Below are 25,144 nucleotides of genomic sequence, written 5' to 3'. Positions count from 1 at the left end.
GCGAAAACGCAATCAGCAGCTATAACTCATTGGTAATTCTTCGGATATCCATGATGGTTGCTACCCGAGAGACGCTGCGTAGCTGGTTTTATCGCCCCTGGTTTCTGGCGATGATCGCGGCTGTCCTCAGTGCGAGCCTGCTGATCACCGGCGGGCTGTTCGTGGCCATGCGCCAGGTCGAGCAAAGCGAAAGCCAGGAAATGAACGCTCAGGGCGAGCGGTTCCTGGCGCGTCTGGAGCAACTGTTCGGCCAGTTGCGCGAAAGCCTCGATGACCTCGAAGCCCAGCCCCTGCGCAGCTGCGACGACGACATGATCGCCACGTTGCAGCAAGTGACGTTCAACTATCGCTTCGTCTATGAAGCCGCCTATATGGACGCCACGCGGATCTGCTCCAACCGTCCGCGCCAGGATGGCCTGTCGGTGATCCGTCCGCCGGACATCAAAGGTCCGACCTACAGCTACTGGCTGAACACCACCACCGAACCCGATGAAAACCGCGCGGCACTGATGCTCGGGCGCGGCAACTTTCGCGTGGCCACCTCACGCGGGCATCTGACCGACATGGTCGACCTGTCGCCCGGCAGCAGTCTTCTGGTAGTGCTGGATCGCGGGACTCGGGCGATTCCGGTGCTCGGCGTTCCGCAAGCCTGGCCGCCCACCGAGCCCTGGCCGCCGAAAACCCCGAGTGCGCTGCAAGTTACCCAGTCGCACCTGATCTACCGCATGCCCACTGACAGTCCGGAATACCAACTGGTGCTGATCAGCCCGCGCACGGGCATGCACATTCCGCAGCTCTGGTGGTGGATGGTGCCGTTCTGTCTGGTGCTCGGTGCGCTGGTGGGCGTTCTGGTGTTCTGGATCGTACGCCAGCGCCAGTCGCTGGACGCCGAGTTGCACGGCGCGATTCGCCGGGGCGAGTTACAGGTGCTTTATCAACCGATCTTCGATCTCGACAGCCGCAATTGTGTCGGCGCCGAGGCTCTGCTGCGCTGGCGACGACCGGACGGCACGCTGACCAGCCCCGACCTGTTCATCCCGATGGCCGAGAACACCGGGCAGATTCGCCAGATGACCGACTTCGTCCTGCAACGTCTGCTCGAGCAGTTGGGCCAGTTGCTGCGGGCCAATCCGCAGCTGTACATCTCGGTGAACCTGGCCGCCTGCGACGTGATGGTGCCGCGCATCGGCCAGGTCATGGCGCGGCTGCTGACCTTGCACCGGGTTGCCGCGCGGCAGATTGCTTTCGAGGTGACCGAACGCGGTCTGATCGATGTGGTGGTGGCCCGGGAAAACCTGCAGGCGCTGCGGGATGTCGGGCATCAGGTGTTGATCGACGATTTCGGCACCGGCTATTGCAGCCTGGCATACCTGCAAACCTTGCCGGTGGACTGCCTGAAGATCGACAAGTCTTTTATCGACGCCCTCGGCCATGACGCCGCCAGCAGCGGTGTCGCGCCGCACATCATTCACATGGCCCAGGCGCTGGATCTGAAAGTGATCGCCGAAGGCATCGAATATGAGTCCCAGGCCGAACTGCTGAGCAGCGAAGGGGTGAAATTCGGTCAGGGCTGGCTGTTCGCCCACGCCTTGAGCGCTGTCCAGTTCATCGAGCTGATCACCCGCGGACGGCGCCTCGCCGGGCGCCGGCTGGACGACGAAGCCTAGACCGCCAGCGCCATGTAGAACTGCGTGCCCTGCCCCGGCCGCGAATAAACACCCATGCGCCCGCCGTGCAGCTGGACGATTTCCTTGCACAGCGCCAGACCCAACCCGGCGCCACCCTTTTTACGGCCGACCTGGACGAAGGGTTCGAAAATCCGCCCTTGCTGACCGTAGGCAATCCCTTCGCCATTGTCCTCGACGCTGATGATCACTCGCTCGCCATGACGACGGGCCTGCAAGCGAATCAGCCCGTCGCGCGCCGTATGGCGCAGAGCGTTATCGATCAAATTGTCCAGGACACGATCGAGCTGCGCCTGATCCACCTGTAACCGCGGCAAAGGGCCCTGCGTTTCGACATTCAGGGCAACACCCTTCTGCGCCGCCGACTCGGCGAAACGCAAACGCGCCTGTTCCAGCAGATCCTCGATGGAGCACGGCGCCAGCGTGAGCTTCTGCAAACCGCTCTGATAGCGCGAGAAGTTAAGCAGGTCGTTGATCAATTGCATCAGGCGCTGCATCTCTTCGTTGACCGTGTCGAGCAGGTCCGACTCGCGAGACTCCTGTGGAAACTTCGCCCGCTCGCGAAACAGCCCGAACGCCATGTGCATGCCCGTGACCGGCGTGCGCAATTCGTGGGATGCACGCAACACGAACTCGCTGCGCACCCGCTCAAAGGCGCGCTGCTCGGTGACGTCGTGCAAGACCATCACGGCGCCGAGGATATGCCCCTGGGTATGGCTGACCGGCGTCAGGCTGTACGTCAGCAGACGCGATTCGCCATCGACCTCGATGCTCAGGTCTTCCGGCGCCCGTTCAAGGGTGCCGCCGCGCAATACCAGTTGCAGTTGTGCATCCAGCTCCGGACGCTGCAGCGCCGTGCCCAGGCCTTCGCCGAAGCGGTCGCTGTCCCAGCCCAGTTGTCGCTGGGCCACGGGGTTCAAATGCTCCAGACGCCCCTGACGGTCGATCATCAACAAGCCGTCATCGATGCTGTCGAGTACCGCTTGCAGGCGCTGCTGGCCGGCGAGCAATTCGTCGACGTTGGTCGCCTGATGTTGGCGCAGGGCTTCGGCCATCAACCCGAAGCGGCGCGTCAACAGGTTGATCTCCATCGCCGAGGACACCGGCAGGGTCACTTCGAAATTGCCCTGGCCGATATTGTCCGCCGCCTTGGCCAGCGCTTCGATCGGCGCACCAAAACGCCGGGCAATGCCTTGGGCGGTGATGAAACCGATGATTAGCACCGCCAGCCCCACCAGCCCGAGCAGACCGGCGATCAGCAACGCACGGTCGCGGGCGGCATGCTGGACCGCATTGATGTTGTTCAGCGAGTGTTTGTGTTCGGTGATCAATCCGTTGCGCAGGGTGTTGAAGCGCTCGCGCAGGTCACCAGCGCCACTCACCGCGCCGGCCGGGTCTCGGCTGATGTCAAACGCCTCGAGAAAGCTCAGGTAATCGGCTTTGGCCTGACTGAACCCATACTGGCGGTCGTCGCGCTTCTGCTCCTGGGCGATGCCCTCGTCGAGCAGTTGGAAGTAATGCTGTTTGGACGCTTCGAACGCAATGGGATCGGGCTTTTCGGCGAGCATCATGATCAGCTGATCGCCGAGGGTCTTGCGCAGCTTGAGGCCGAGATCGAGGGTGACGAAGTTGTTGCGGACCAGCGCCTCCTGAGTGCTGGCCATTTGCATCACGCTGACCAGCCCGAGCATCAACCCGAGCAAGGCCACGGTGATCAATGCGGAAATGCTCAGGAACAAGCGGGTCCGCAACTTCATCGCCAGTTTCATCGGCGGATGCTCACAGGTTGTACTGCTTGCGCTTGCGATACAGGGTCGAGGCGTCGATCCCCAGGGTCTTGGCGGCCTGATCGAGGGTCCCGGCGGTCGCCAGTACGGCGCCGATGTGAGCCTTTTCCAGCTCGTCTAGGCTCAGCGCGGCGCCGACCCGTGGCGCATTGTTCGCCGGTTGTTCGGCCATGCCGAGGTGGCTGATTTCCACACGCTCCTGCGGGCAAATGATGCTGGCCCGCTCGACCACGTTGCGCAGCTCACGAATGTTGCCGGGCCAGCGATAACCCAGCAACGCTTCGCGAGCCTCGTCACTGAAGCCCCGCGCCGGGCGCGCGTATTCCTTCACGAAGCGGGCGAGGAAACGGTCGGCCAGGGTCAGGATGTCCTCGGCACGTTCACGCAGCGGCGGCAGATGCAGAGTGATGACGTTCAGGCGATAAAGCAGATCTTCGCGAAAACGTCCGTCGCGCACCATGTCCTCCAGGTTGAGGTTGGTGGCCGCCAGAATACGCACATCGGCGCGGCGAGTGACCGGATCCCCTACCCGCTCATATTCCTTGTCCTGAATGAAACGCAGCAACTTGGGTTGCAACGTCAGGGGAAAATCGCCGATTTCGTCGAGAAACAACGTACCGCCATCGGCCTGATTGACCCGGCCCAGCGTGCTTTCACTGGCCCCGGTGAACGCGCCGCGGCTGTGACCGAACAGCTCGCTTTCCATCAGTTCGGCGGTCAGCGACGGGCAATTGATGGTGACGCAGGATTTCTTCTCGCGCTTGCTCCAGCCGTGAATGGCTCGGGCCAGTTCACCTTTACCGGTGCCGGATTCGCCGAGGATCAGGATGTTGGCGTCGGTGCCCGCCACTTGCCGCGCCGTTTCCAGTACGACTTTCATCGCCGGACTGTGGGAATCGAGGCCGTCCCTGGGTTTGCGGATCTCGCCTTCAAGGGCTTCCAGACGCGCCGACAGCTGGCGCACTTCCAGTTGTTTGGCAGTCGCCAGGCGCAATTGATCCGGGCTGCACGGTTTGACCAGATAATCGGCGGCACCGGCCTGAATCGCATCCACCGCGGTGTCGACGGCCGAATGGGCGGTGACGATCACCACCCGCATCCACGGCGCCTGGATGCGCATCTGCGCCAGTACATCAAGACCGTTGTCTTCGCCCAGACGCAAATCCAGAAAGCACAGATCGAACACCTGACGTTGCAACAGCGCGTCAGCCTGGGCCGCGCTGTTGGCGGTGGCGACGGAATAACCTTCGTCTTCGAGGCAATAACGGAAGGTTCGCAGGATGGCGGACTCATCGTCCACCAGCAGAATGCGGCCTTGGTGCTCAGTGGCTGATTCCATTTTTCCTACGCTCCATAAGTGAATGTCTTGGGTTAGTCCCGGAAAAATCGGGCAAGTTGCATGGTCGATTCTGATCGATTCCAGTCATAGCAGGGTAGCTCTCTCCTGCAATCACGGTTAATTCGCTGATTTTGTTGAATTTTTAAACACGGCACAGTTTCAAGGCGGTTTCCTGCCTGCTTTTCTGACATCCACACCCCGCCCTCAATTCAAAAAGAATGATTTCTCCTACGAAATAATCGTGCATTACGCACGACCCCGCGAGGGTCATCGTGCAGGATGCGTCGTCAGGATTTTTCTTATCATCTATAACTATCTGATTTTATTGGATTTTTTCAAACAAAAAAGCTGGCATGCGGGCTGCAATACATCTCTCAGCCCGGGCAGAAATGCACTGCCCCAACCGAACAAGAGTGAGGAACCCAGGATGACTCGCCCACGTGCCGCCCAAATGCGTATCTCGCCACTGCACCTGCAGCAGGCCCTGTTTGGCGCACTTGCGCTGCTGATCACTCTGATCGCCTGCCAGCAGTACCTGCGCTGGGAACACCGTCAGCAACCTGAGCCCCTGATTTCCATGCAACACGCGACGCAGACGCACTTCAGCGCTGTCAGCAGCAGCCAGGCCGACAACGGCGCAATGCGCATGATGGACGTCGACCAGCCACAACCACTGGGTGACATGCCCCGTGAAGAGCGCTGGGTTTTCTGATCAACGAATCTGGGCGCACCCGCGCCGAGACCGGCAACACCCCTAAATAGAAGCAAGGAGAATCACCATGTTGAGCTGGGCAATTACATTCCTGATCATTGCCATCATCGCTGCAGTACTGGGCTTCGGTGGTATCGCGGGCACCGCCACGGGTATCGCCAAGATTCTCTTTGTGGTGTTCCTGGTGATGTTCATCGCTTCCTTCTTCTTTGGCCGTCGCGGTCGAGGTTGAACATGAAGGGTTTAAAGACACTGGCAGCCGCCCTGCTTCTGGGCGGCAGTGCCATGGCGATGGCGGCCAATGACGGCCAGGCGCGGGTCAACGAACTGTTGAGTTCCGACCCGCAATACAGGGAAACCTGGGAAGGCGTGGTGAAGAAGGAAGAACGCCTGCCGGAATGGGTGATGAACCTGTCCGGCACGCCTGATCAGCAGATGAATGCCGTGACTGAAGATGGCGACAAGTATCTGGTCGGCCCACTCTGCGAATCCGCCGACAAGTGCCTGAATCACCGCTTGATCGTCGCGTTCAGTTTCGACAAGAAAGACGCTTACGCCATGCTTGTGGATGTGCCCGAAGGACTGCCGGCCGACAAGTCGCCAACGCGACATGCCACCTACCGCTTCCTCGGCAAGCCTGATCAGGGCATGCAGGATCTGTTGATGGAAACGCTCAAGAAAGATCCGAACTGGTATTGAACAAGAGGACAGCTGAAAGGCTGTCCTCCATTGCACCCGCCCGAGGAAGGCCGGTGCATGACCAGGGGGCCGGGATGTTCTGACTGTTGCAGGGTCGGAGTGACCTACGGGTACAGGGAGTGCCTGCGATGAGGGCCGGGTCAGGGTAAAAGCTGCGACGCAAGTTCGCCAACCGTAGCGGTTCGACGGACTTGCGCTGAGCTTTCTGCGTAACAAAACGTTGATCCAGAGCGTTCTGCTCGTCTTTTTTCCCCTCACACTGCGTGCGAAAGCATTTCGCGGTGTTTCCTGGCGACCGTATATCGAGAAAGAGTCGATCGAGTAAGTCGGACATTTAGCTTCCGAACGTAGGCTTTTTCCTAAATTTTTCGTCGAAATCACTCGTTCAAAAAACAACCAACCTACGCTGTAATGGCCGGTTCACGGCACTTATGCCTGCAGAAATGTCGTATTCGAACCGGTTGGGACGCCAGTTTCATTTGAAAAAACTCATGCCGATTCGGCATAGGGTAGGCGCTTACGGCATTAGACGGCGCAACCTTGCGTCGGAATAGTTGCGCCTTTTTTCGCCCGCCAGAGAGCCGTAAACACGCACTTCGGGGCACCTTATACGGAGGCAGATGCACAGACTTTTCCGCTGATGAGCGTTCCAGTTCCTGCATGTGCCTGAGTCAAACGCAAGTAAGGGTAAAGATAATGAAGAAGGCAAAGCTTAGCCTCGCCTGGCAGATCCTCATCGGTCTGGTATTGGGGATTGCAATCGGTGCGTTGCTCAACCATTTCAGTGCCGAGAAGGCCTGGTGGATCAGCAACGTCCTGCAACCGGCAGGCGATATCTTTATCCGTCTGATCAAGATGATCGTGATCCCGATCGTCATCTCTTCCCTGATCGTCGGCATCGCCGGCGTGGGCGACGCCAAGAAGCTCGGGCGCATCGGCCTGAAGACCATCATCTACTTCGAAATCGTCACCACTATCGCCATTGTCGTCGGCCTGCTGCTGGCCAACCTGTTCCATCCGGGTGCCGGCATCGACATGAGCACCCTGGGTACTGTGGATATCTCCAAGTACCAGGCGACCGCCGCGGAAGTGCAGCATGAACACGCGTTCATCGAGACCATCCTCAACCTGATCCCGTCGAACATCTTCGCGGCCATGGCCCGCGGCGAAATGCTGCCGATCATCTTCTTCTCCGTGCTGTTCGGTCTCGGTCTGTCGAGCCTGCAGTCGGACCTGCGCGAGCCGCTGGTGAAGATGTTCCAGGGCGTCTCGGAAAGCATGTTCAAAGTCACCCACATGATCATGAACTACGCCCCGATCGGCGTATTCGCCCTGATCGCGGTGACCGTGGCCAACTTCGGTTTCGCCTCGCTGCTGCCACTGGCCAAACTGGTGATCCTGGTTTACGTCGCCATCGCCTTCTTCGCCTTTGTGGTGTTGGGCCTGATCGCCAAGATGTTCGGCTTCTCGGTGATCAAGCTGATGCGCATCTTCAAGGATGAGCTGGTGCTGGCTTACTCCACCGCCTCCTCGGAAACCGTGCTGCCACGCGTGATCGAGAAGATGGAAGCCTACGGCGCACCGAAAGCCATCTGCAGCTTCGTAGTACCAACCGGCTACTCGTTCAACCTCGACGGCTCGACCCTGTACCAGTCCATCGCGGCGATCTTCATTGCCCAGCTGTACGGCATCGACCTGTCGATCAGCCAGCAACTGCTGCTGGTCCTGACCCTGATGGTGACCTCCAAAGGTATCGCCGGCGTACCGGGCGTGTCCTTCGTGGTACTGCTGGCCACCCTGGGCAGCGTGGGTATTCCGCTGGAAGGCCTGGCGTTCATCGCCGGTGTCGACCGCGTGATGGACATGGCGCGGACCGCCCTGAACGTGATCGGCAATGCCCTCGCCGTGCTGGTCATCGCCCGTTGGGAAGGCATGTACGACGACGCCAAGGGCCAGCGCTACTGGAACTCGCTGCCGCACTGGCGCAGCAAGGAAAAACTGCCGGCCGGTGAAGTTTCGAAAAACTGATCCCCGCCCGCCAGGTACCCTGACAAACCCCGGAGAAATCCGGGGTTTGTCGTTTCTGGCGACCCCGCTATCATTCGCCGCATCTTCCGGGGGATTTGACTGATGCTTAATGGCCTGTGGCTTGGCTTCTTCATCGTGGCAGCCGTTTCGGCACTGGGGCAGTGGCTGATCGGCGGCAACGCCGGGATCTTCGCGGCGGTGGTGGAAAGCATTTTTGCCATGGCCAAGCTGTCGGTCGAAGTCATGGTGCTGCTGTTCGGCACGCTGACCCTGTGGCTGGGTTTTCTGCGTATTGCAGAGAAGGCTGGCATCGTTGAATGGCTGGCCAAAGTGCTCGGGCCACTGTTCCTGCGGCTGATGCCGGAAGTGCCGGCCGGGCATCCAGCGCTGGGCCTGATCACCCTGAACTTCGCGGCCAACGGCCTGGGCCTGGACAACGCCGCTACGCCGATCGGCCTCAAAGCCATGAAGGCGCTGCAGGAGCTCAATCCCAGCTCGACCATCGCCAGCAACGCGCAGATCCTGTTCCTCGTGCTCAACGCTTCGTCCCTGACGCTGTTGCCGGTGACGATTTTCATGTACCGCGCCCAGCAAGGCGCAGCGGACCCGACGCTGGTGTTCCTGCCAATCCTGCTGGCCACCAGTTGCTCGACCATCGTCGGCTTCCTGTCGGTGGCGTTCATGCAGCGCCTGCGGGTGTGGGACCCGGTGGTGCTGGCTTATCTGATTCCCGGTGCGCTGATCCTCGGCGGCTTCATGGCGCTGCTCGCGACGATGTCGGCCACGGCGCTGGCGGGGCTGTCATCGATCCTCGGCAACCTGACGCTGTTCGGCCTGATCATGTTGTTCCTGGTGATCGGCGCGTTGCGCAAGGTGAAGGTCTACGAGGCGTTCGTCGAAGGCGCGAAGGAAGGTTTCGACGTTGCCAGGAACCTGCTGCCGTACCTGGTGGCGATGCTTTGCGCGATCGGCGTATTGCGCGCGTCAGGTGCGCTGGACTTCGGCCTCGACGGCATTCGCCATCTGGTGGAGTGGGCAGGGTGGGACACGCGCTTCGTCGATGCACTGCCGACCGCCATGGTCAAACCGTTCTCCGGCAGCGCCGCCCGGGCGATGCTGATCGAAACGATGAAGACCTCGGGCGTGGACAGCTTTCCGGCGCTGGTGGCGGCGACGGTTCAAGGCAGCACCGAAACCACCTTCTACGTACTGGCGGTGTACTTCGGCGCGGTGGGCATCCAGCGCGCCCGGCACGCCGTCGGTTGCGCGCTGCTGGCCGAACTCGCGGGCGTGCTCGGCGCTATCGGCGTCTGCTACTGGTTCTTTGGCTGATATTCAGGGCCGGGCGGTCGGCGCGAGCTTCTGGCCTTGCTCCACCGCCCACGCCACGACTTTCGCGGTGAGGCGATCACTGGCCTGGCCAAACCCGGCCACCACCGCCGGCACCTGCACGTCGTTCAGCGGCTGACGTTCTTCGAAACGGCGACTGGCGAGAATCCGCTGGTCGTAACCGCGCACCAGCAACGCATCGACACGCACCACCACGCTGGCCTGAGTGCCCTGATACTCGGTCTGAAATGCCTGCAGGCTGCCGCCCAGTTCCAGATCCGCCTGGAAGTTGCTGTCGTCGGTGCTCAACAGCGATACCCGGCCATCGCGCTGAAAACCATCAAGCAACCGGTTACGCACCAGCACCGGCGCCGGATCGCTCCAGCGCGAGGCCTTGTAGCTGCTGATCACATCACCCTGAGGAATCACAGCGATGCTCGGTCGGTTCAGCGCTTCGCTGGCCTGCAGTTTGTTCAGCCGCAGCGACCAGTGCTGAGCCGCCGCCGAACCGGTCGAGGCGGGCGCCTGTGCCGTCGGCAGGCGGTAGACATCCGACGGTTCGGACTTGGGCAGGATCGAGCACGCGCTGATCAGCGTGAAGCCGGCGAGGAGGGCGAGGTGAGTCAGCTTCATGGCGTGAACTCCTTGTTCTTGTCACTGCCCAGCAGGTAACCGCTGGGGTTGGCCTCCAGGCGTTGAGAAATGGTGCGCAGCGAGTTCAGGGTTTCACGCAGTTCGCGGATCGCCGGGGCCAGACCGTTGAGACCCTGCAGGCCGCTGTCGAGGGAGTTCTGATTCTTGCTGAGCAGGCCGTTGATGGTGACGCTGCTTTGCTCCAGGGATTTCATCGCCTGTTCAGCACTGCCGAGCGCCTGTTTGCCCTGATCGTTGAGCAGGCCGTTGGCATTGCGCATCAGCGCGGACGTCTGTTCGAGCATGTTGCCGGCCTGTTTGCCGACCGTCGCCAGTTGCTGCATGGCCTGACGCAAATCGCCGCGCTGATCGTTGATCGAACCGGTGGTCTGCTCCAGATGCTCGAGGGTCTTGCTCACGCGCTCGATGTTGTCGGCAGAGAACATCTGATTGGCATTATTGAGCAACGTCGTGACCCCGCTCATCAAATCGTTGCTGTCGCTGAGCAGCCGCGAGATGGGCGAGGGCGAGGCGACGATGGTCGGCAGGTTGCCGTCATGCCCCTTGAGTTTCGGGCTTTGCGGCGTGCCTCCACTGAGCTGGATGATCGAGGTGCCAGTGATCCCGGCCAGGGCCAGTTTGGCTTCCGTGTCTTCCTTGACCGGCGTGTCCCCCGCCAGACGAATGCGCGCCAGCACCCGACGCGGGTCCTTCGGGTCGAGGCGCAGACTGACCACATCGCCGACCTTGATCCCGCTGTACTGCACCGGACTGCCCCGGGACAGACCGCTGACCGCCTCGTTGAAGACGACTTCGTAATCCTTGAACTCGGTGTCGACACTGGACTTGGCCAGCCACAGACCGAAGAGCAGGGCGCCTGCCACCACAATCACCGTGAACAGGCCGATCAATACATGATGGGCTCGGGTTTCCATGTCAGACCTCGTTGAGCTGTTTGGCGGCGTCCAGCGCCGAGCGGCCGCGAGGGCCGTGGAAGTATTCGTGAATCCATGCGTCGTCGGTTTCCGAGACCACGTCGATGGGACCGGCCACCAACACCTTCTTCTGCGCCAGTACCGCGACGCGGTCGGTGATGGTGTAGAGCGTGTCGAGGTCGTGGGTCACCAGAAACACGCTCAGGCCCAGCGCATCGCGCAGGGTCAGGATCAATTGGTCGAACTGCGCGGCACCAATCGGATCGAGGCCGGCGGTGGGCTCGTCGAGAAACAGGATGTCCGGATCCAGCGCCAGTGCCCGGGCCAGCGCCGCACGCTTGATCATGCCGCCGGACAGTGAGGCCGGGTACTTGTCCGCCGCCGACAGCGGCAGCCCGGCCAGTGCCAGCTTCACCGCCGCCAGATGCTCGGCGTCGTCGCGGCTGAGCCCGGCGTGTTCGATGAGAGGCAGGGCGACGTTCTCGGTGACGGTCAGCGATGAAAACAGCGCGCCTTTCTGAAACAGCACGCCAAAGCGCCGCTCGATCAGCGAACGCTCATGCTCCGGCAGGCTCGGCAGGTTCTGGCCGAATACCTTGACCATGCCTTCACTGGGCTGGCGCAGGCCGACGATGCTGCGCAGCAACACCGACTTGCCGCTGCCGGAGCCGCCGACCACGGCCAGGATCTCGCCTTTGTACAAATCGAGGTCGAGGTTCTCGTGCACGCTCTGGCTGCCGAAGCGATTGCACAGGCCACGCACTTCGATCACCGCCTCGGAGGGCGCGCGGGGTAGACGACTCACCAGCCCATCTCCATGAAGAACAGCGCAGCAACCGCGTCGAGCACGATCACCACGAAAATCGATTGCACCACGCTGGAGGTGGTGTGGGCGCCGACCGATTCCGCGCTGCCACTGACCTTGAAGCCTTCCAGACAGCCGATGGCGGCGATCAGGAACGCAAAGATCGGCGCTTTGACCAGGCCCACCAGGAAATGTTGAATCCCTATGTCGCTTTGCAGCAGCGACAGGAACATCGCCGGCGAAATATCCAGCGACACCGCACAGACCACCGCGCCACCGACGATCCCGCAGATCATCGCGAGGAAGGTCAGCATCGGCAGCGCCACCAGCAGCGCCAGCACCCGCGGCACCACCAGCAACTCCATGGGATCGAGGCCGAGGGTGCGAATCGCGTCGATTTCCTCGTTGGCCTTCATCGAGCCGATCTGCGCGGTGAAGGCACTGGCGGTACGGCCAGCCATCAGAATCGCCGTGAGCAGTACGCCGAATTCCCGCAGAAAGGCGAAGCCCACCAGATCCACGGTGAACACGCTGGCGCCGAAACTGGCCAGCACCGTCGCCCCGAGAAACGCCACCACCGCCCCCACCAGAAAGGTCAGCAACGCCACGATGGGCGCGGCGTCGAGGCCGGTCTGTTCGATGTGGGCGATCATCGGCGTGATCCGCCAGCGCTTGGGCCGGAACAGGCTGCGGGCGATGGTTTCGAGAATCAGGCCGACGAAGCCGAGCAATTGCAGGGTGTCCTGCCAGACTGTGTCCACGGCCCGGCCGATGCGCGTCAGCAGTTGCACACTGACGCTGATTTCCGGTTCCTTGATCGGCACACAGAAATCGGTCAGCGAGCGATACACGGTTTGCAGCAAGGCGCGGTCGGCATTGGAAATCGTGCAGTCTGGGTGTTCGGCAGACTTGCCCAGCCGCTCCGAGCCGAGCAGTTCCACCAGCAGCGACGCGCCGGCGGTGTCGAGGGCACCAAGGCCGTTGAGGTCGATGGGGGTGTTGGCGTCGTACTGGCCGTGGAGCGTTTCACTCAGTTGCTTGAGGTCGGCGTAATGGGCAAGCGTCCAGTCCCCGGTGACCCGCAGGCGGGCAGGGGTGATCGAGGTGTCCAGGCGGGCACTGCCGGTCATTGGGCTGCTGGTCATAAGCTCCGTGCTTGTTCGGCTATCGAGACGAACCTACGTAATAGCACGAACCCGGTTACTTTTCTTTGGTCGGTGTGCTGTCCGTGACCTCGAAGCGCAGCACGCCGATCACCTGACCGTCCTCGGTCAACACCCGCACCTGCCACTTGCCCGCCGGGTTGCCGGGGAAGTTCTGCTTGTGGGTCCAGGCCCGGTAGCCTTCCTTGCGCCCGCCGTGAATGTCGAGGGCGATGCGGTCGACCTCTTTGCCGTTGAACTGCCACACGTGATAGATCCGCTCGTCGAGCCCGCGCGGCGCGTTGATCGCGGTGTAGGCGTAGAGCCCGCCGCCACGGATCTGCTCGGCACTGACTTCCTTGAGGCTGGCGCCCGGAACCCGGTCCAGCACCTGGGTGCTGATCGCCACGTCAGTCATCCACAACGTCGCCGGCGGCACCCACGAACGCAGGACCCAGCCCACGCCGCCGATACCGATGGTGATGCTGAGGATTGCCAGCGCGTTGCGCACGCTGCGGATCGGGAAGATCGACGCCAGGCTCGGGAACGACAGCAGCACCGCAATCCCCAGCGCCCACTTGAAGCTCTGCGAGGTGGTCAAGTGCATGATCACCGGCAGCGCCGTGAGCAGGGCGGCGAACAGGGTCAGGGTGTGCAGCGCGAGGAACGCCCAGCGCCGTGGCGCCAGCCATTTGTAGTAGAGCGGGTCGACGATCGAGATCAGTGCCGCGATGCACAGCAGCCCGGTGAAAAACAGCTGGCCGCTGTTCCAGGTGGTGGTGATAAAGAAGAACGGCAGGACGAAAAACAGGCTTTCCTGATGAATCATCTGCGTCGCGTAACGCAGCAGCGGCTGGGGGATTTCCCGTTTGAAGATCCGCGTGAACAGCCTGGTCAGGCTGTTTTCCAGCATCAGCCAGATCCAGCTCAGCAGCATGATCGTGGTGATCCAGCTCGCCAGCCCCTGTTGCCGGTCGACCAGAATGAAGCTGCCGACCCCGGAGATGAAACCACCGAACGCAATGACCCCGGGGTAGCGCTTCATCAGTTCGAGAAGGCGCTGGATCAGGAGGGTCAATTTAGACATGGGGGCGGTTCACGACTGGATAGGAAAAAAACCTCGACAGAGTACCGCCCGCCGGGCCCTGTGGCGAGGCTGCCGGTCAGTCTGGATCGACGGACTTGCGCCGATGCAGGCGCCAGCCGAGCAGAATCAGCACCAGCACGCCCAATCCGCCCGCCAACAGCCACAACACCTGATCGTCGCTGAGCAGCGGTTTCTCGATCCGCAGATAGCCCGGTTGCAGCAGCAACTCGCGCATGGCCTTGTTCGCCGCGTCGAGCGTCACGCCTTGCAGCTCCCGCGCAGGATCGGCAAAGCGGCCATCCTCGTAGTCGCCCAGGGCGCTCCAGTAATAGTCGGCCATGGCGCTGGTGCCTTGCACGGCCCAGGCCTGGTGGGCGATGGCGGCTTGTTTCAAGCGATTGAAGGTGTCGGCGTCGAGCCCGTTTTTCAGCAGGTCGGCCTTGAGGTCTTCCAGTACCTGTTCGGCTTCGGCGATATCGCCGCGATCCAGGTCGGCGTTGAGGCTCATGAAACCGACACCGCCGAACACCTCGCGCTCGGCCCACGGCCCGTAGGACAAACCGTGGTTCAGGCGCAATTGGCGGTACAGCGCCCACTCCAGGTACTCCTTGAGCAGGTCGAAGGTTTGGTCGTACTGGTCGTCCAGCACCGGCTCCGGCACCAGCCAGTGCAGCTTGGCGCTGTTGCCGATGAAGCCGCGGGTGATTGTGCGTTCGTGAGCGGCGCTGGCACGGATGTCCGGCAACGGACGGTGCTCGCTCGGCTCAACCGCTTCGAGTGCGCCCCACGCCCGTTCCAGATAGGCCGGCAGCAGTTTGTCGAGGTCACCGACGACGATCAGGGTCATGTTGTTCGGCGCGTACCAGGCCTCGCGCACCTTCTCCAGCTGTTCCCGGGTCAGGCCGTCAACCTCGGCCCGTTGCGGGCATTTGAGGCCCAGTTCGACCGCCAGTTGATTGCTCGCGGTGTGGCCCAGATCCTGGCGGTCGAGGAAGCGTTGCAGACGGGTGTAATGGCCGCCGTCCTCGCGCTCGACCACCCGTTTGGCGGCGTTGATCGCGTTATCGTCGAAGCGGGTCTGGGTCAGCAGGTCCAGCAGCAGGTCGAGCACCTTGCGCTGGTTTTTCGCCGGGGCTTCGATGACGAACGTGGTGTCGGCGTTACTGGTGAAAGCGTTCCAGTCACCGCCGAGGGCCTGCATGCGCTCCTCGAGACCTCCTTCGCCGGTAGCGTCGATGCCGCTGAACAGCAAGTGCTCGAGCAGGTGCGGCAACTCCTTTTCATTGCAGTCGAAATCGTCGAGACCGACGCCGATCACCAGCCGGATCGCCACGTGCCCCCGCTCGGTGCCGGGCTTGAGCAGCAATTGCAGACCGTTGGGCAGCGTATAGCCTTCGACCTGAAAGCGATCCAGGGCGAAGGCGGGCAGGGAACCGAGCAACAGACAGGCGAACAACAGGCAACGCATAACGAGCTTCCATACGGCTGAATTGGAGATCCGTGTCGTCAGTCCGGCCGCGAGGCCGAACCTTGAGTTACTGACTGACCACAACCCCAGACGTTCAAGGCGAATGCGTGATGTCCGCCATATCGTCCGCCGCCAGCGCGCCGGTATCGGAAGTTTCCAGCACCACATAGGCGCTGCTGCAGAACAGCGAATTCAGGCGTTTCATGTCGGCAATCAACTCCAGGTGCAACGAACTGGTCTCGATACTCTGCACGATCTTGCGTTGCAACCGGCTGACATGGGCGTGGGCCAGACGCCGCTCCTGGGCGCGAAAGCGCCGTTTCTCGCGCAGCAACTGGCGGGCGCTTTCCTTGTCACCGCTGAGGAACACCGACAGCCCCAGCCGCAGGTTGGCGATCAATTGCTGGTGCAGACCGGCCAGTTCTTCCAGCCCGTCTTCGGAAAACGACCGGCGTTGCGAAGTCTTCTGCTGCTGCACCTTGCGCAGCATGCGTTCGATCAGGTCGCTGGCGAGTTTGAGGTTGATCGCCAGCTCGATGATCTCCGCCCAGCGCCGACTGTCCTGTTCGCCGAGATCTTCGCGGGGCATCTGCGCCAGGTACAGCTTGATCGCGCTGTACAGCGCTTCGACGTCATCGGTCAGCTTGCGCATTTCCTGGGTGACGGCGGTCTGTTTGCCGCGCAACACGTCGAGGGTCGCGTCGAGCATGTTGTCGATCAGATCGCCCATGCGCAGGGTTTCCCGGGCGGCGTTGGCCAGCGCCAGACTCGGCGTGACCAGTGCGGAGGCATCAAGGTGGCGGGGCTTGGCGGTGCCGTTGACCTCCGGACGCTCCGGCAGCAGCCAGGCACACAGCCGCGCCATCGGCCCGACGCTCGGCAGCAGGATAAGGCAACGCGCGGTGTTGTAGAGCAGGTGGAAGCCGATGACCATTTCCTGAGGGCTGAAATCCAGGCTGTCGATCCAGTGCACCAGCGGATCAAGCACCGGAATGATCAGCAACAGCCCGATCAGCTTGTACAACAGGCTGCCCAGCGCCACCTGCCGGCCGGCGGCGTTCTGCATGCTGGTGCTCATGAACGCCAGCACGCCGCTGCCGATGTTGGCGCCGATCACCAGACCGATCGCCACCGGCAGGCTGATCACCGCCGCGCCGGCGAGCGTGGCGGTCAGCAGCACGGCGGCGAGGCTGGAGTAGGAAATCATCGCGAACAGCGCGCCGACCAGGGCGTCGAGCAGGATATCACCGGTCAGCGAGGCGAAAATCACCTTCACCCCTTGGGCATGGGTGATCGGCGCGGCGGCCTCGACGATCAGTTGCAGCGCCAGAATGATCAGCCCCAGCCCAATGGACACGCGGCCCATCTGCCCGAGCCGCGTCTGTTTGCGCGACAGAAAGAAAATCACCCCAATGAAAATCAGCAGCGGCGACAGCCACGACAGGTCGAACGTCAGCACCCGCGCCATCAGCGCCGTACCGACGTCCGCACCGAGCATGGTCGCCAGGGCCGGGGTCAACGCCATCAGGCCCTGACCGACAAAGGACGTCACGAGCATGGCGGTGGCGTTGCTGCTCTGCACCATCGCCGTGACGAGGATACCGGCAACAAAGGCCAGCCAGCGTCTGGACATGTTCTGGCCGATCACGTGGCGCAGGTTGGTGCCGTATACCCGCAGGATGCCGGTTCGGACGATGTGCGTGCCCCAGATCAGCAGAGCCACGGCAGACAGCAAATTGAGCAGGGTGAGCATGCAGACCCCCTGTAATCGCAGCGCCCCAGAGGGGCAAGTGGACGGTACCGCGCAATTTCTACGTTCTGATACTTAAGCTGTAGTTGGCTAACGGTCTGGGCGCCAGCATTGCACAGCTAAAGCGGGGATTGAAACAAAAGTGTCATGAAAACAGGTTCATGCGGCCATGAAAAAAGGGCCCGAAGGCCCTTTGATCTTTTGCGCAGCGTCCGGGTTACTGACCCGGAATGTCCTTGCGCAGTTTCACCGGATCCTGCTGTTTGCGTTTTTTCGCGATGGCGGTGCGCATCTTGATGTTGATCGCTTCGACCGCCAGCGAGAACGCCATGGCGAAGTAGACGTAGCCTTTCGGTACGTGCACGTCGAACGATTCGGCAATCAGCACGGTGCCGACCACCAGCAGGAACGACAGCGCGAGCATTTTCAGCGACGGGTGCTGGTCGATGAACTCGCTGATCTTGCCCGAGGCCAGCATCATCACCAGCACGGCCACGATGATCGCGGCGACCATCACAGGTACGTGGGACACCATGCCGACGGCGGTGATCACCGAGTCCAGCGAGAACACGATGTCGATGATCGCGATCTGGATGATGGTGTAGAGGAAGTTGCCGCCCTTGCCCGAAGGCTCGTCGCCGGTTTCGTCTTCACCTTCCAGTGCGTGGTACATCTCCTGGGAGCTTTTCCACAGCAGGAACAGGCCACCGAAGAACAGGATCAGGTCGCGACCGGAAATGCCCTGGCCGAACACTTCGAACAGGTCGGCGGTGAGGCGCATGACCCAGGTGATCGACAGCAGCAACAGGATCCGCGTGATCATGGCCAGGCCAAGGCCGAAGATCCGGGTGCGCTGCTGCATGTGTTTGGGCATGCGGCTGACCAGGATCGAAATCATGATGATGTTATCGATGCCCAGAACGATTTCCAGGGCGGTCAGGGTGAAGAAGGCAACCCAGATCTCAGGGTTGGTCAGCCATTCCATGTGTATTCCTTTGAGCGAGTGTTAAACCATGACGCCAGCAATCAGCTGGCGTCATGGTGAGTTGGGTACCGTTACAACGTGCCGAACAGCGGGAAAGTCCCCAGCAGCAAGGCGGCTGCCAGTATGCACAGGCAGACCAGCACTGCCCACTTCAGGGTGAAACGCTGGTGATCGCCGAACTCGATCCCCGCCAGTGCCACCAGCAGGTATGTCGACGGCACCAGTGGACTCAGCAGGTGAACCGGCTGACCGACGATCGAGGCACGGGCCATTTCCACCGCCGTGATGCCGTAATGGCTGGCCGCTTCGGACAACACCGGCAATACACCGTAGTAGAACGCGTCGTTCGACATGAAGAACGTGAACGGCATGCTCACCAACGCCGTGATCACCGCCAGGTACGGGCCGAGGACATCAGGGATCACCGCCAGCAGGCTTTTCGACATCGCGTCGACCATGCCGGTGCCCGACAGGATACCGGTGAAAATGCCTGCCGCGAAGATCAGACTGACCACCGACAGCACGCTGCCGGCGTGGGCCGCGACGCGATCCTTCTGCATTTGCAGGCAAGGGTAATTGACGATCATGGCAATACTGAATGCCACCATGAACAGCACCGGCAGCGGCAACAGGCCGGCGATCAACGTGCACATCAGGGCCAAGGTCAGCAGGCCGTTGAACCAGATCAGTTTCGGACGGCGGGCATCCGGGAATTGCGAGACGCTGATTTCGCTGTGATCGATTTCGTCGCCGATCAGGTGCAGCTCACCCAGACGCGCACGCTCACGTTTGCCGTAGAAGTAGGCAATGATCAGGATCGCCACCACACCGGCAGCCATCGCCGGGATCATCGGTACGAAAATGTCCGACGGGTCGACGTGCAGCGCACTGGCGGCACGGGCGGTCGGGCCACCCCATGGGGTCATGTTCATCACGCCACCGGCGAGGATGATCAGACCGGCCATGATCCGCGGGCTCATGCCGATACGGCTGTACAGCGGCAGCATGGCGGCCACGCAGATCATATAAGTGGTCGCGCCGTCACCATCGAGGGAAACGACGAGCGCCAGTACGGCGGTACCGACCGAAACTTTCAGCGGGTCGCCCTTGACCAGTTTGAGGATCTTGCGCACGGCCGGGTCGAACAGGCCGGAATCGATCATCAGGGCGAAATACAGAATGGCGAACATCAGCATCACGCCGGTCGGCGCAAGCTTGGTAATACCTTCGAGCATCATCGGGCCGATCTTCGGGGCGAAGCCACCGAACAGGGCGAACAGGATCGGGATGATGATCAGAGCGATCAGCGCAGACAGGCGCTTGGTCATGATCAGGAACATGAACGTGATGACCATGGCGAAGCCAAGGAAAGTCAGCATGGGAATACTCCAGGCGTAGCGCGGCTAAGTAAGTGAGCGGATCGGACGGGATCAGCGCAGAACGGGAAGCACGAGGCGTACGGGCGGAGTTACAGCGAAGAGGCGGGTTGCAGAGGACATCAGAATCACCATTGTTGTTGTTAATCGGGCCTGACGTGCGGGCAATCACACGCGTTGGCCAACCGGTCTGGTGCCGGCAGTGGGGGCGATCCTAATCGGGGAACCTTTCGGCTACCTTTCGCGCAGCAAAGCTCTGGGCGAACGGCCAACAGGCCGTCGGATGCGGGCTAGAGTCAATGAACACGGGAAGCGGAGGGCAGGACGATGACTGAGTTGCACGGCGGCGGCTGCCACTGCGGACATATCCGCTATCAGTTCAGCGGAGCATTGCACGACATTGCCCACTGCCATTGTTCGGTCTGTCGAAAGGTCAGCGGCGGCATCGTCACGACCTGGATCACGGTGCCGGCGGCGAACTTCCAGTGGCTGGCCGGGACGCCTTCGCGCTATGACTCATCGACCACCTGCGCCCGGTTTTTCTGCCCGAACTGCGGCGCACAACTGGCGCTGGTGACGTTGCTCAGCCCCGAGAGCATCGATCTGACGGTGGCCACGCTGGATCATCCGGAGCAGGCCGCCGCCGAGCGGCATATCTGGACCGACAGCCAGATACCATGGCTGCATCTGGACGAGCATTTGCCGGGCGAACCCGAAGAAACCATCTGATTAAAAAACAGACAGATCCAGCGGCCGTATCGCGCCCATCCAGATCGCGTGCTCGGTGTGGTCGAGCAAGTCATCGCCGGTGTCCGGGTGCAGGAACACCACCAACCCCTTGCGATTGAGCGCCAGCCACGGCAACACGTCGCCGATCAGTTCAGGGCCGAAGGCCAGCTGGCAGCTCCAGTCCGGGTGCGGGCCGACCGGGCGTTCATGCACGCGACCCATCTTCAATGGAAACAGCGCCGCCGCCTGCTCACACAGCGCCCGCGCCTGTTCGATCGTGCTGGCGTCGTAATAAACGTGGGCGTGATAACCCTTGATCGTCTGCATCGCAAACCCTCTGAATCGGTTCGAACCCTCGGCGTTGCCCGTATGTCACACGCTATACAAGGGAAAACAAAAGGAACCTCAGCCATGAAAAATGCCGAAACCCCGGCGGTGAAAGTGGTGCTCTATGGTGCCATGAGTAGCCTGGGCAGTGCGTTGATGGCTGAACTGCTGCGCCGCCAGCACGAAGTCATTGCCATCCTCGACGATTTGACGGCGCTCGCCCCACGGCCGGGGCTGCGCACTAAAAGTGGTGACCTGCTCGATGCCGAGCGGGTCAATCAGAGCGTGGCCGGCAGCTCGAAAGTGATTTGCCTGCTCAATGCACCGGGCTTGCCGCTGAGCAGCGATCATGTCGAGAAATCCGTGGTGCTGGGGCCGGTGGAACAGGTGCTGGCGGTGGATGCGCTGATCGATGGGCTACAGGCGGCAAACGTCTCGCGGCTGTTTGTCATCGGCGAATTCGAAGCACTGGACGATCCGGAAAACGCCGACCCGCTGCAACGCCACGCCGCCGAAGAAGTGCACGAAGCCCTGCAAAGCAGCCCGCTGCACTGGACGCTGGTCAACGCACCACGCAGCGTCGCCGGGCTGACGATCGAGCATTTCAGTCAGGTCGGCCGCACGCTGGAACCGGGTCTGGCCGAACCGCTGGAACGCCTGAACCGGGTGGCGGTGGGGATTGCCGATGAGCTGCGGCTGAATCTGCATATCCGTCAGCACGTGGATTTTGTCGCCGCCTGCTGATCCTTCAAACCGCAATGGACGGCAGCGGCAGCCCGGCCAGGGATTCGGCGCTGCTGGCCTGTTCGGCCATCAGCCAGTCCACGAAGGTCTGGATCAACGCGCCCCGGCGCTTGCGCTGTGGCAGCACTACGTAATAACCGAGGCGCGACAAGGTGGTTTCGGCGATCGGTCGGCACAACAGACCTTGGGGCAGCAAGTTATCCACAAGGTGCCGCCAGCCGATGGCCACGCCCTGACCGCCAATCGCCGCTTGAATCAGTAAGGTGTAATTGTCGAAGCGCAGCTGTCCCGGCGCGGGCGGCGTGTTGATGCCTAGTTCGCGGAACAGGCCGCTCCACTCGAACCAGTTGCTGCTGTTCTCCCCGCGCAGGTGCAACAGCGCAAACTCCAGCAAAGCCTGGGGCGGCAAAGGCAGAGCGCGATCCTTGAGCAATTGCGGGCTGCACACCGGAAACACTTCTTCGCTGAACAGCCAGTGACTTTCGCCCTGTTTGAAGCGACCGTCGCCGAACAGCACGGCAACGTCGATATCCGGGCGCAGCATGTTGTGATTGCGCTCGCTGGTGACCAGGCTGACATCGACCTGCGGATTGGCTTCGTGAAAACGGTGCAGACGCGGCATCAACCAGTACGCGGCAAAGGCGAAATCGGTGGCGACCTGCAGCACTTCATGTTGCTGTTGTGCGCTGATCGCGCTTAATCCTGCGTCGATATTCTGCAAACCGAGGGTGACTTGCTCGAAAAGGATCGAACCGACCTCGGTCATCTCGATACCTCGGTAGATCCGGTCGAACAGCCGTGTTCCGAGCTGTTCCTCCAGCCGTTTGATCTGCTGACTGATGGCTGGCTGAGTAGTCCCGAGTTCCACCGCCGCAGCGGTAAAACTGTGATGACGGGCCGCCGCCTCGAAGGCGCGCAGCAGATCCAGGGACAAATCACCGAGGGCTTCATACATAAGCTGTGCTTATCCTAGTCATTGCCCGGCGCGGGCTTTACCGGAAAATGCATGGAATCCATGCTCAATCGCAGCAATGTCGCATAAATATTCACTATGGAATGCCGCGATCACATGAAGCGCAAGAACATTCTTTTCATCATGGCCGATCAAATGGCCGCGCCAATGTTGCCGTTCTACGGTCCTTCGCCCATCAAACTGCCGAATCTCAGCCGCCTCGCCGAACAAGGCGTGGTGTTCGATGCCGCGTATTGCAACAGCCCGTTGTGCGCGCCGTCGCGTTTCACCTTGGTCAGTGGCCAGTTGCCGAGCAAGATAGGCGCCTACGACAACGCCGCCGATTTCCCCGCTGACATTCCCACTTATGCCCATTACCTGCGCCGCCTGGGCTATCGCACCGCGCTGTCAGGCAAGATGCATTTCTGCGGCCCCGATCAACTGCACGGCTACGAAGAACGCCTGACCAGCGACATCTACCCGGCCGACTACGGCTGGGCCGTGAATTGGGACGAGCCCGATGTACGGCCGAGCTGGTATCACAACATGTCTTCGGTGCTTCAGGCCGGGCCGTGTGTACGCACCAACCAGCTCGACTTCGATGAAGAGGTGGTGTTCAAGGCTCAGCAATACCTGTTCGACCATATCCGCGAGGACGGCGACCAGCCGTTCTGCCTGACCGTGTCGATGACTCACCCTCACGACCCGTACACGATTCCCAAGGCGTTCTGGGATTTGTACGACGATGCGGATATCCCGCTTCCGACGACCCCGGATCAACATTCACTCGATCCGCACTCCCAGCGTTTGCTCAAGGTTTATGACCTGTGGGACAAGCCGCTGCCTGTGGATAAAATCCGCGACGCGCGACGCGCATACTTCGGTGCGTGCAGCTATATCGACGCCAACGTCGGCAAACTTCTGCAAACCCTCGAAGACTGTGGGCTGATGGACGACACCGTTATCGTGTTTTCCGGTGACCATGGCGACATGCTGGGAGAAAAGGGCCTCTGGTACAAAATGCACTGGTTCGAGATGGCCGCCCGGGTGCCCCTGTTGATAAGTGCGCCCGGTCAGTTCAAATCGGGCCGCGTCAGTGCCGCTGTGTCCACCGCCGATCTGTTGCCGACCTTCGTCGAACTGGCCGGCGGCAGCCTGGAACCTAACCTCCCACTGGACGGACGCTCGTTGGTTCCACACCTGCAGGGGCAGGGCGGTCACGACGAAGTGTTCGGCGAATACATGGCCGAGGGCACCGTCAGTCCGCTGATGATGATCCGTCGCGGCGCCTTCAAATTTATCTACAGCGAAACCGACCCTTGCCTACTCTTCGATGTGGATAACGATCCACGCGAACAGGAAGAACTCAGCCAATCACCACAACATCGCCAGCTGTTCGACGATTTTCTTGCCGAAGCGCGAGCCAAGTGGGACCTCCCGGCGATTCACCGCGATGTCCTCGAAAGTCAACGCCGCCGGCGTTTCGTCGCCGATGCGCTGACGATCGGCAAATTGAAGAGCTGGGATCACCAGCCGCTGGTGGACGCCAGCCAACAATACATGCGCAACCACATCGACCTCGATGACCTGGAGCGCAAGGCCCGTTATCCACAACCCTGCCAAAACCAATAACGTTAAGGGGAAGTCCATGGTCAAGTTATCCACAGTCGTGACGGTCAGTCTGCTGGCACTGGGCAGTGCATCCGCGTTCGCCGAGAGCTGCGACACGGTGAAAATGGCCGATCCCGGCTGGAGCGACATCGCCGCAACCAACGCCATCACCGGATTTCTGCTCGATGGCATGGGCTACAAGGCCAAGGTCGACACCCTCGCAGTGCCGATCACCTTCGGCGGCTTGAAGGATGGCCAGGTCGACGTGTTCCTCGGCAACTGGATGCCGGCGCAGCAGGGTTTCTACGACAAGTTCGTCGCCACCGGTGACGTCACCCAATTGGCGAAGAACCTCGACGGCACCGAATTCACCCTGGCCGTGCCGGATTACGTGTGGGATGCGGGTGTGCATAACTTTGCTGACCTGAACAAATATGCGGACAAGTTCGAGCGCAAGATCTACGGCATCGGCTCCGGCGCGCCAGCAAACATTTCGCTGCAAGAAATCATCAAGAAGAACGACTTCGACATGGGCCAGTGGAAGCTGATTGAGTCCAGCGAACAGGCGATGCTGGCCGAAGTCTCGCGGGCGGTGAAGAAGCAGAAATTCGTCACCTTCCTCGGCTGGACCCCGCACCCGATGAACGTGCAGCTGAAAATGCATTACCTCAAGGGTGGCGAGAAGTACTTTGGCGACACGGGTAGCGTCTACACCCTGACTCGCAAGGGCTACGCCGAGGCCTGTCCGAATGTGGGTAAATTGCTGACCAATCTTTCGTTCACTCAGGAGATGGAGAACAGCATCATGGCCGAAGTGGTGAACAAGAAGGTCAGCAATGCGGAGGCGGCGAAGGCGTGGATCAAGGCCAATCCGGGGGTGTTGGACAAGTGGCTTGAGGGTGTGAAGACCGTGGACGGCAAAGATGCGTTGCCGGCCGTTAAGTCCAAACTGTAACTGCGCGGGCCGATCGTTCCCACGCTCTGCGTGGGAACGCCGCAATGGACGCTCCGCGTCCCGGAC

The 25,144-nt window shown here is 61.3% G+C and carries 23 protein-coding genes; 10 read left to right on the top strand and 13 right to left on the bottom strand.

Translation table 11 applies throughout. The annotated features are described in order from the left end of the window. Positions 1–50: 50 nt before the first annotated feature. The gene (locus L6D81_RS13115; RefSeq protein ID WP_236180013.1) at positions 51–1,667 is read left to right on the top strand and encodes an EAL domain-containing protein; all 1,617 of its coding nucleotides are present in this window, start codon (positions 51–53) and stop codon (positions 1,665–1,667) included. Here L6D81_RS13115 and L6D81_RS13110 read toward each other — a convergent pair. Continuing rightward, on the bottom strand, positions 1,664–3,454 hold the full coding sequence (locus tag L6D81_RS13110; protein ID WP_236180011.1) for an ATP-binding protein: 1,791 nt from the start codon (positions 3,452–3,454) through the stop codon (positions 1,664–1,666). The genes L6D81_RS13115 and L6D81_RS13110 overlap by 4 nt on opposite strands. Positions 3,455–3,464: 10 nt before the next feature. Next, on the bottom strand, positions 3,465–4,811 hold the full coding sequence (gene algB, locus L6D81_RS13105) for a sigma-54-dependent response regulator transcription factor AlgB (protein ID WP_236180009.1): 1,347 nt from the start codon (positions 4,809–4,811) through the stop codon (positions 3,465–3,467). Positions 4,812–5,238: 427 nt separating this feature from the next. Between algB and L6D81_RS13100 the strand changes: the two genes are divergently transcribed. From L6D81_RS13100 to L6D81_RS13080, 5 genes are all read left to right on the top strand, one after another. Beyond that, the gene (locus tag L6D81_RS13100) at positions 5,239–5,523 is read left to right on the top strand and encodes a hypothetical protein (protein WP_236180007.1); all 285 of its coding nucleotides are present in this window, start codon (positions 5,239–5,241) and stop codon (positions 5,521–5,523) included. Between the two features lie 67 nt (positions 5,524–5,590). Then, positions 5,591–5,755 (top strand): DUF1328 domain-containing protein, encoded by a 165-nt coding sequence (locus L6D81_RS13095; RefSeq protein WP_003177151.1) that lies wholly within the window; start codon positions 5,591–5,593, stop codon positions 5,753–5,755. A 2-nt stretch (positions 5,756–5,757) separates the two neighbouring features. Beyond that, the gene (locus L6D81_RS13090) at positions 5,758–6,222 is read left to right on the top strand and encodes an inhibitor of vertebrate lysozyme family protein (protein ID WP_236180005.1); all 465 of its coding nucleotides are present in this window, start codon (positions 5,758–5,760) and stop codon (positions 6,220–6,222) included. A 696-nt stretch (positions 6,223–6,918) separates the two neighbouring features. Beyond that, positions 6,919–8,250, top strand: a complete 1,332-nt coding sequence (gene gltP, locus L6D81_RS13085; RefSeq protein WP_236180004.1) for a glutamate/aspartate:proton symporter GltP — start codon at positions 6,919–6,921, stop codon at positions 8,248–8,250. Positions 8,251–8,352: 102 nt separating this feature from the next. After that, positions 8,353–9,582 (top strand): nucleoside recognition domain-containing protein, encoded by a 1,230-nt coding sequence (locus L6D81_RS13080; protein ID WP_236180002.1) that lies wholly within the window; start codon positions 8,353–8,355, stop codon positions 9,580–9,582. A gap of 3 nt (positions 9,583–9,585) precedes the next feature. Here L6D81_RS13080 and L6D81_RS13075 read toward each other — a convergent pair whose 3' ends face one another. The 9 genes from L6D81_RS13075 to L6D81_RS13035 all read right to left on the bottom strand — a co-directional run bounded on the left by L6D81_RS13075 (position 9,586) and on the right by L6D81_RS13035 (position 19,763). Next, positions 9,586–10,212: an ABC-type transport auxiliary lipoprotein family protein gene (locus L6D81_RS13075; RefSeq protein WP_236180000.1), complete on the bottom strand. Its 627-nt coding sequence runs from the start codon at positions 10,210–10,212 to the stop codon at positions 9,586–9,588. Beyond that, positions 10,209–11,147, bottom strand: a complete 939-nt coding sequence (locus L6D81_RS13070; RefSeq protein WP_236179998.1) for an MlaD family protein — start codon at positions 11,145–11,147, stop codon at positions 10,209–10,211. The genes L6D81_RS13075 and L6D81_RS13070 overlap by 4 nt, the downstream gene beginning before the upstream one ends. A 1-nt stretch (position 11,148) precedes the next feature. After that, positions 11,149–11,952 carry an ABC transporter ATP-binding protein gene (locus L6D81_RS13065; RefSeq protein WP_039764888.1) on the bottom strand — a complete coding sequence of 268 codons (804 nt, stop codon included), beginning with the start codon at positions 11,950–11,952 and terminating at the stop codon, positions 11,149–11,151. Beyond that, on the bottom strand, positions 11,949–13,097 hold the full coding sequence (locus tag L6D81_RS13060) for an ABC transporter permease (RefSeq protein WP_179693144.1): 1,149 nt from the start codon (positions 13,095–13,097) through the stop codon (positions 11,949–11,951). The genes L6D81_RS13065 and L6D81_RS13060 overlap by 4 nt, the downstream gene beginning before the upstream one ends. A gap of 55 nt (positions 13,098–13,152) precedes the next feature. After that, a complete protein-coding gene (locus L6D81_RS13055; protein ID WP_236179995.1) occupies positions 13,153–14,181 on the bottom strand; it encodes a DUF5924 family protein in 1,029 nt (342 codons plus the stop codon). Positions 14,182–14,257: 76 nt separating this feature from the next. Then, positions 14,258–15,649, bottom strand: a complete 1,392-nt coding sequence (locus tag L6D81_RS13050) for a M16 family metallopeptidase (RefSeq protein ID WP_236179993.1) — start codon at positions 15,647–15,649, stop codon at positions 14,258–14,260. Between the two features lie 94 nt (positions 15,650–15,743). Next, positions 15,744–17,402: a Na/Pi cotransporter family protein gene (locus tag L6D81_RS13045; protein WP_236179991.1), complete on the bottom strand. Its 1,659-nt coding sequence runs from the start codon at positions 17,400–17,402 to the stop codon at positions 15,744–15,746. 214 nt (positions 17,403–17,616) lie between these two features. Further along, the gene (locus L6D81_RS13040; protein ID WP_236179989.1) at positions 17,617–18,384 is read right to left on the bottom strand and encodes a TerC family protein; all 768 of its coding nucleotides are present in this window, start codon (positions 18,382–18,384) and stop codon (positions 17,617–17,619) included. A gap of 71 nt (positions 18,385–18,455) precedes the next feature. Beyond that, the gene (locus tag L6D81_RS13035; protein WP_236179987.1) at positions 18,456–19,763 is read right to left on the bottom strand and encodes a CitMHS family transporter; all 1,308 of its coding nucleotides are present in this window, start codon (positions 19,761–19,763) and stop codon (positions 18,456–18,458) included. A 324-nt stretch (positions 19,764–20,087) separates the two neighbouring features. Between L6D81_RS13035 and L6D81_RS13030 the strand changes: the two genes are divergently transcribed. Continuing rightward, positions 20,088–20,489, top strand: a complete 402-nt coding sequence (locus L6D81_RS13030; protein WP_236179985.1) for a GFA family protein — start codon at positions 20,088–20,090, stop codon at positions 20,487–20,489. On the opposite strand, the gene L6D81_RS13025 is transcribed toward L6D81_RS13030, so the two are convergent. Then, complete coding sequence (locus L6D81_RS13025) at positions 20,490–20,816, bottom strand: DOPA 4,5-dioxygenase family protein (protein ID WP_236179983.1); 327 nt, start codon at positions 20,814–20,816, stop codon at positions 20,490–20,492. It lies immediately after the preceding gene. A gap of 84 nt (positions 20,817–20,900) precedes the next feature. Between L6D81_RS13025 and L6D81_RS13020 the strand changes: the two genes are divergently transcribed. Then, positions 20,901–21,560, top strand: coding sequence for an NAD(P)-dependent oxidoreductase (locus L6D81_RS13020; RefSeq protein ID WP_236179982.1), 660 nt, complete (start codon positions 20,901–20,903; stop codon positions 21,558–21,560). Positions 21,561–21,564: 4 nt separating this feature from the next. Here L6D81_RS13020 and L6D81_RS13015 read toward each other — a convergent pair whose 3' ends face one another. Continuing rightward, complete coding sequence (locus L6D81_RS13015) at positions 21,565–22,515, bottom strand: choline sulfate utilization transcriptional regulator (protein ID WP_236179980.1); 951 nt, start codon at positions 22,513–22,515, stop codon at positions 21,565–21,567. Positions 22,516–22,629: 114 nt separating this feature from the next. Here L6D81_RS13015 and betC point away from each other — a divergent pair, with 114 nt between their 5' ends. Together betC and choX are read left to right on the top strand one after the other, a co-directional pair. After that, positions 22,630–24,144, top strand: coding sequence for a choline-sulfatase (betC, locus tag L6D81_RS13010; protein ID WP_236179978.1), 1,515 nt, complete (start codon positions 22,630–22,632; stop codon positions 24,142–24,144). Between the two features lie 16 nt (positions 24,145–24,160). Beyond that, entirely contained in the window at positions 24,161–25,078 is a 918-nt protein-coding gene (gene choX, locus L6D81_RS13005) for a choline ABC transporter substrate-binding protein (RefSeq protein ID WP_236179977.1), read from the top strand. Positions 25,079–25,144 lie beyond the last annotated feature (66 nt).

The organism is Pseudomonas sputi, from assembly GCF_021603585.1.
GTDB classification, from domain to species: domain Bacteria; phylum Pseudomonadota; class Gammaproteobacteria; order Pseudomonadales; family Pseudomonadaceae; genus Aquipseudomonas; species Aquipseudomonas sputi.
The sequence above is the reverse complement of the archived record's forward strand: the minus strand, read 5'-3'. Positions and strand labels throughout refer to the sequence as shown.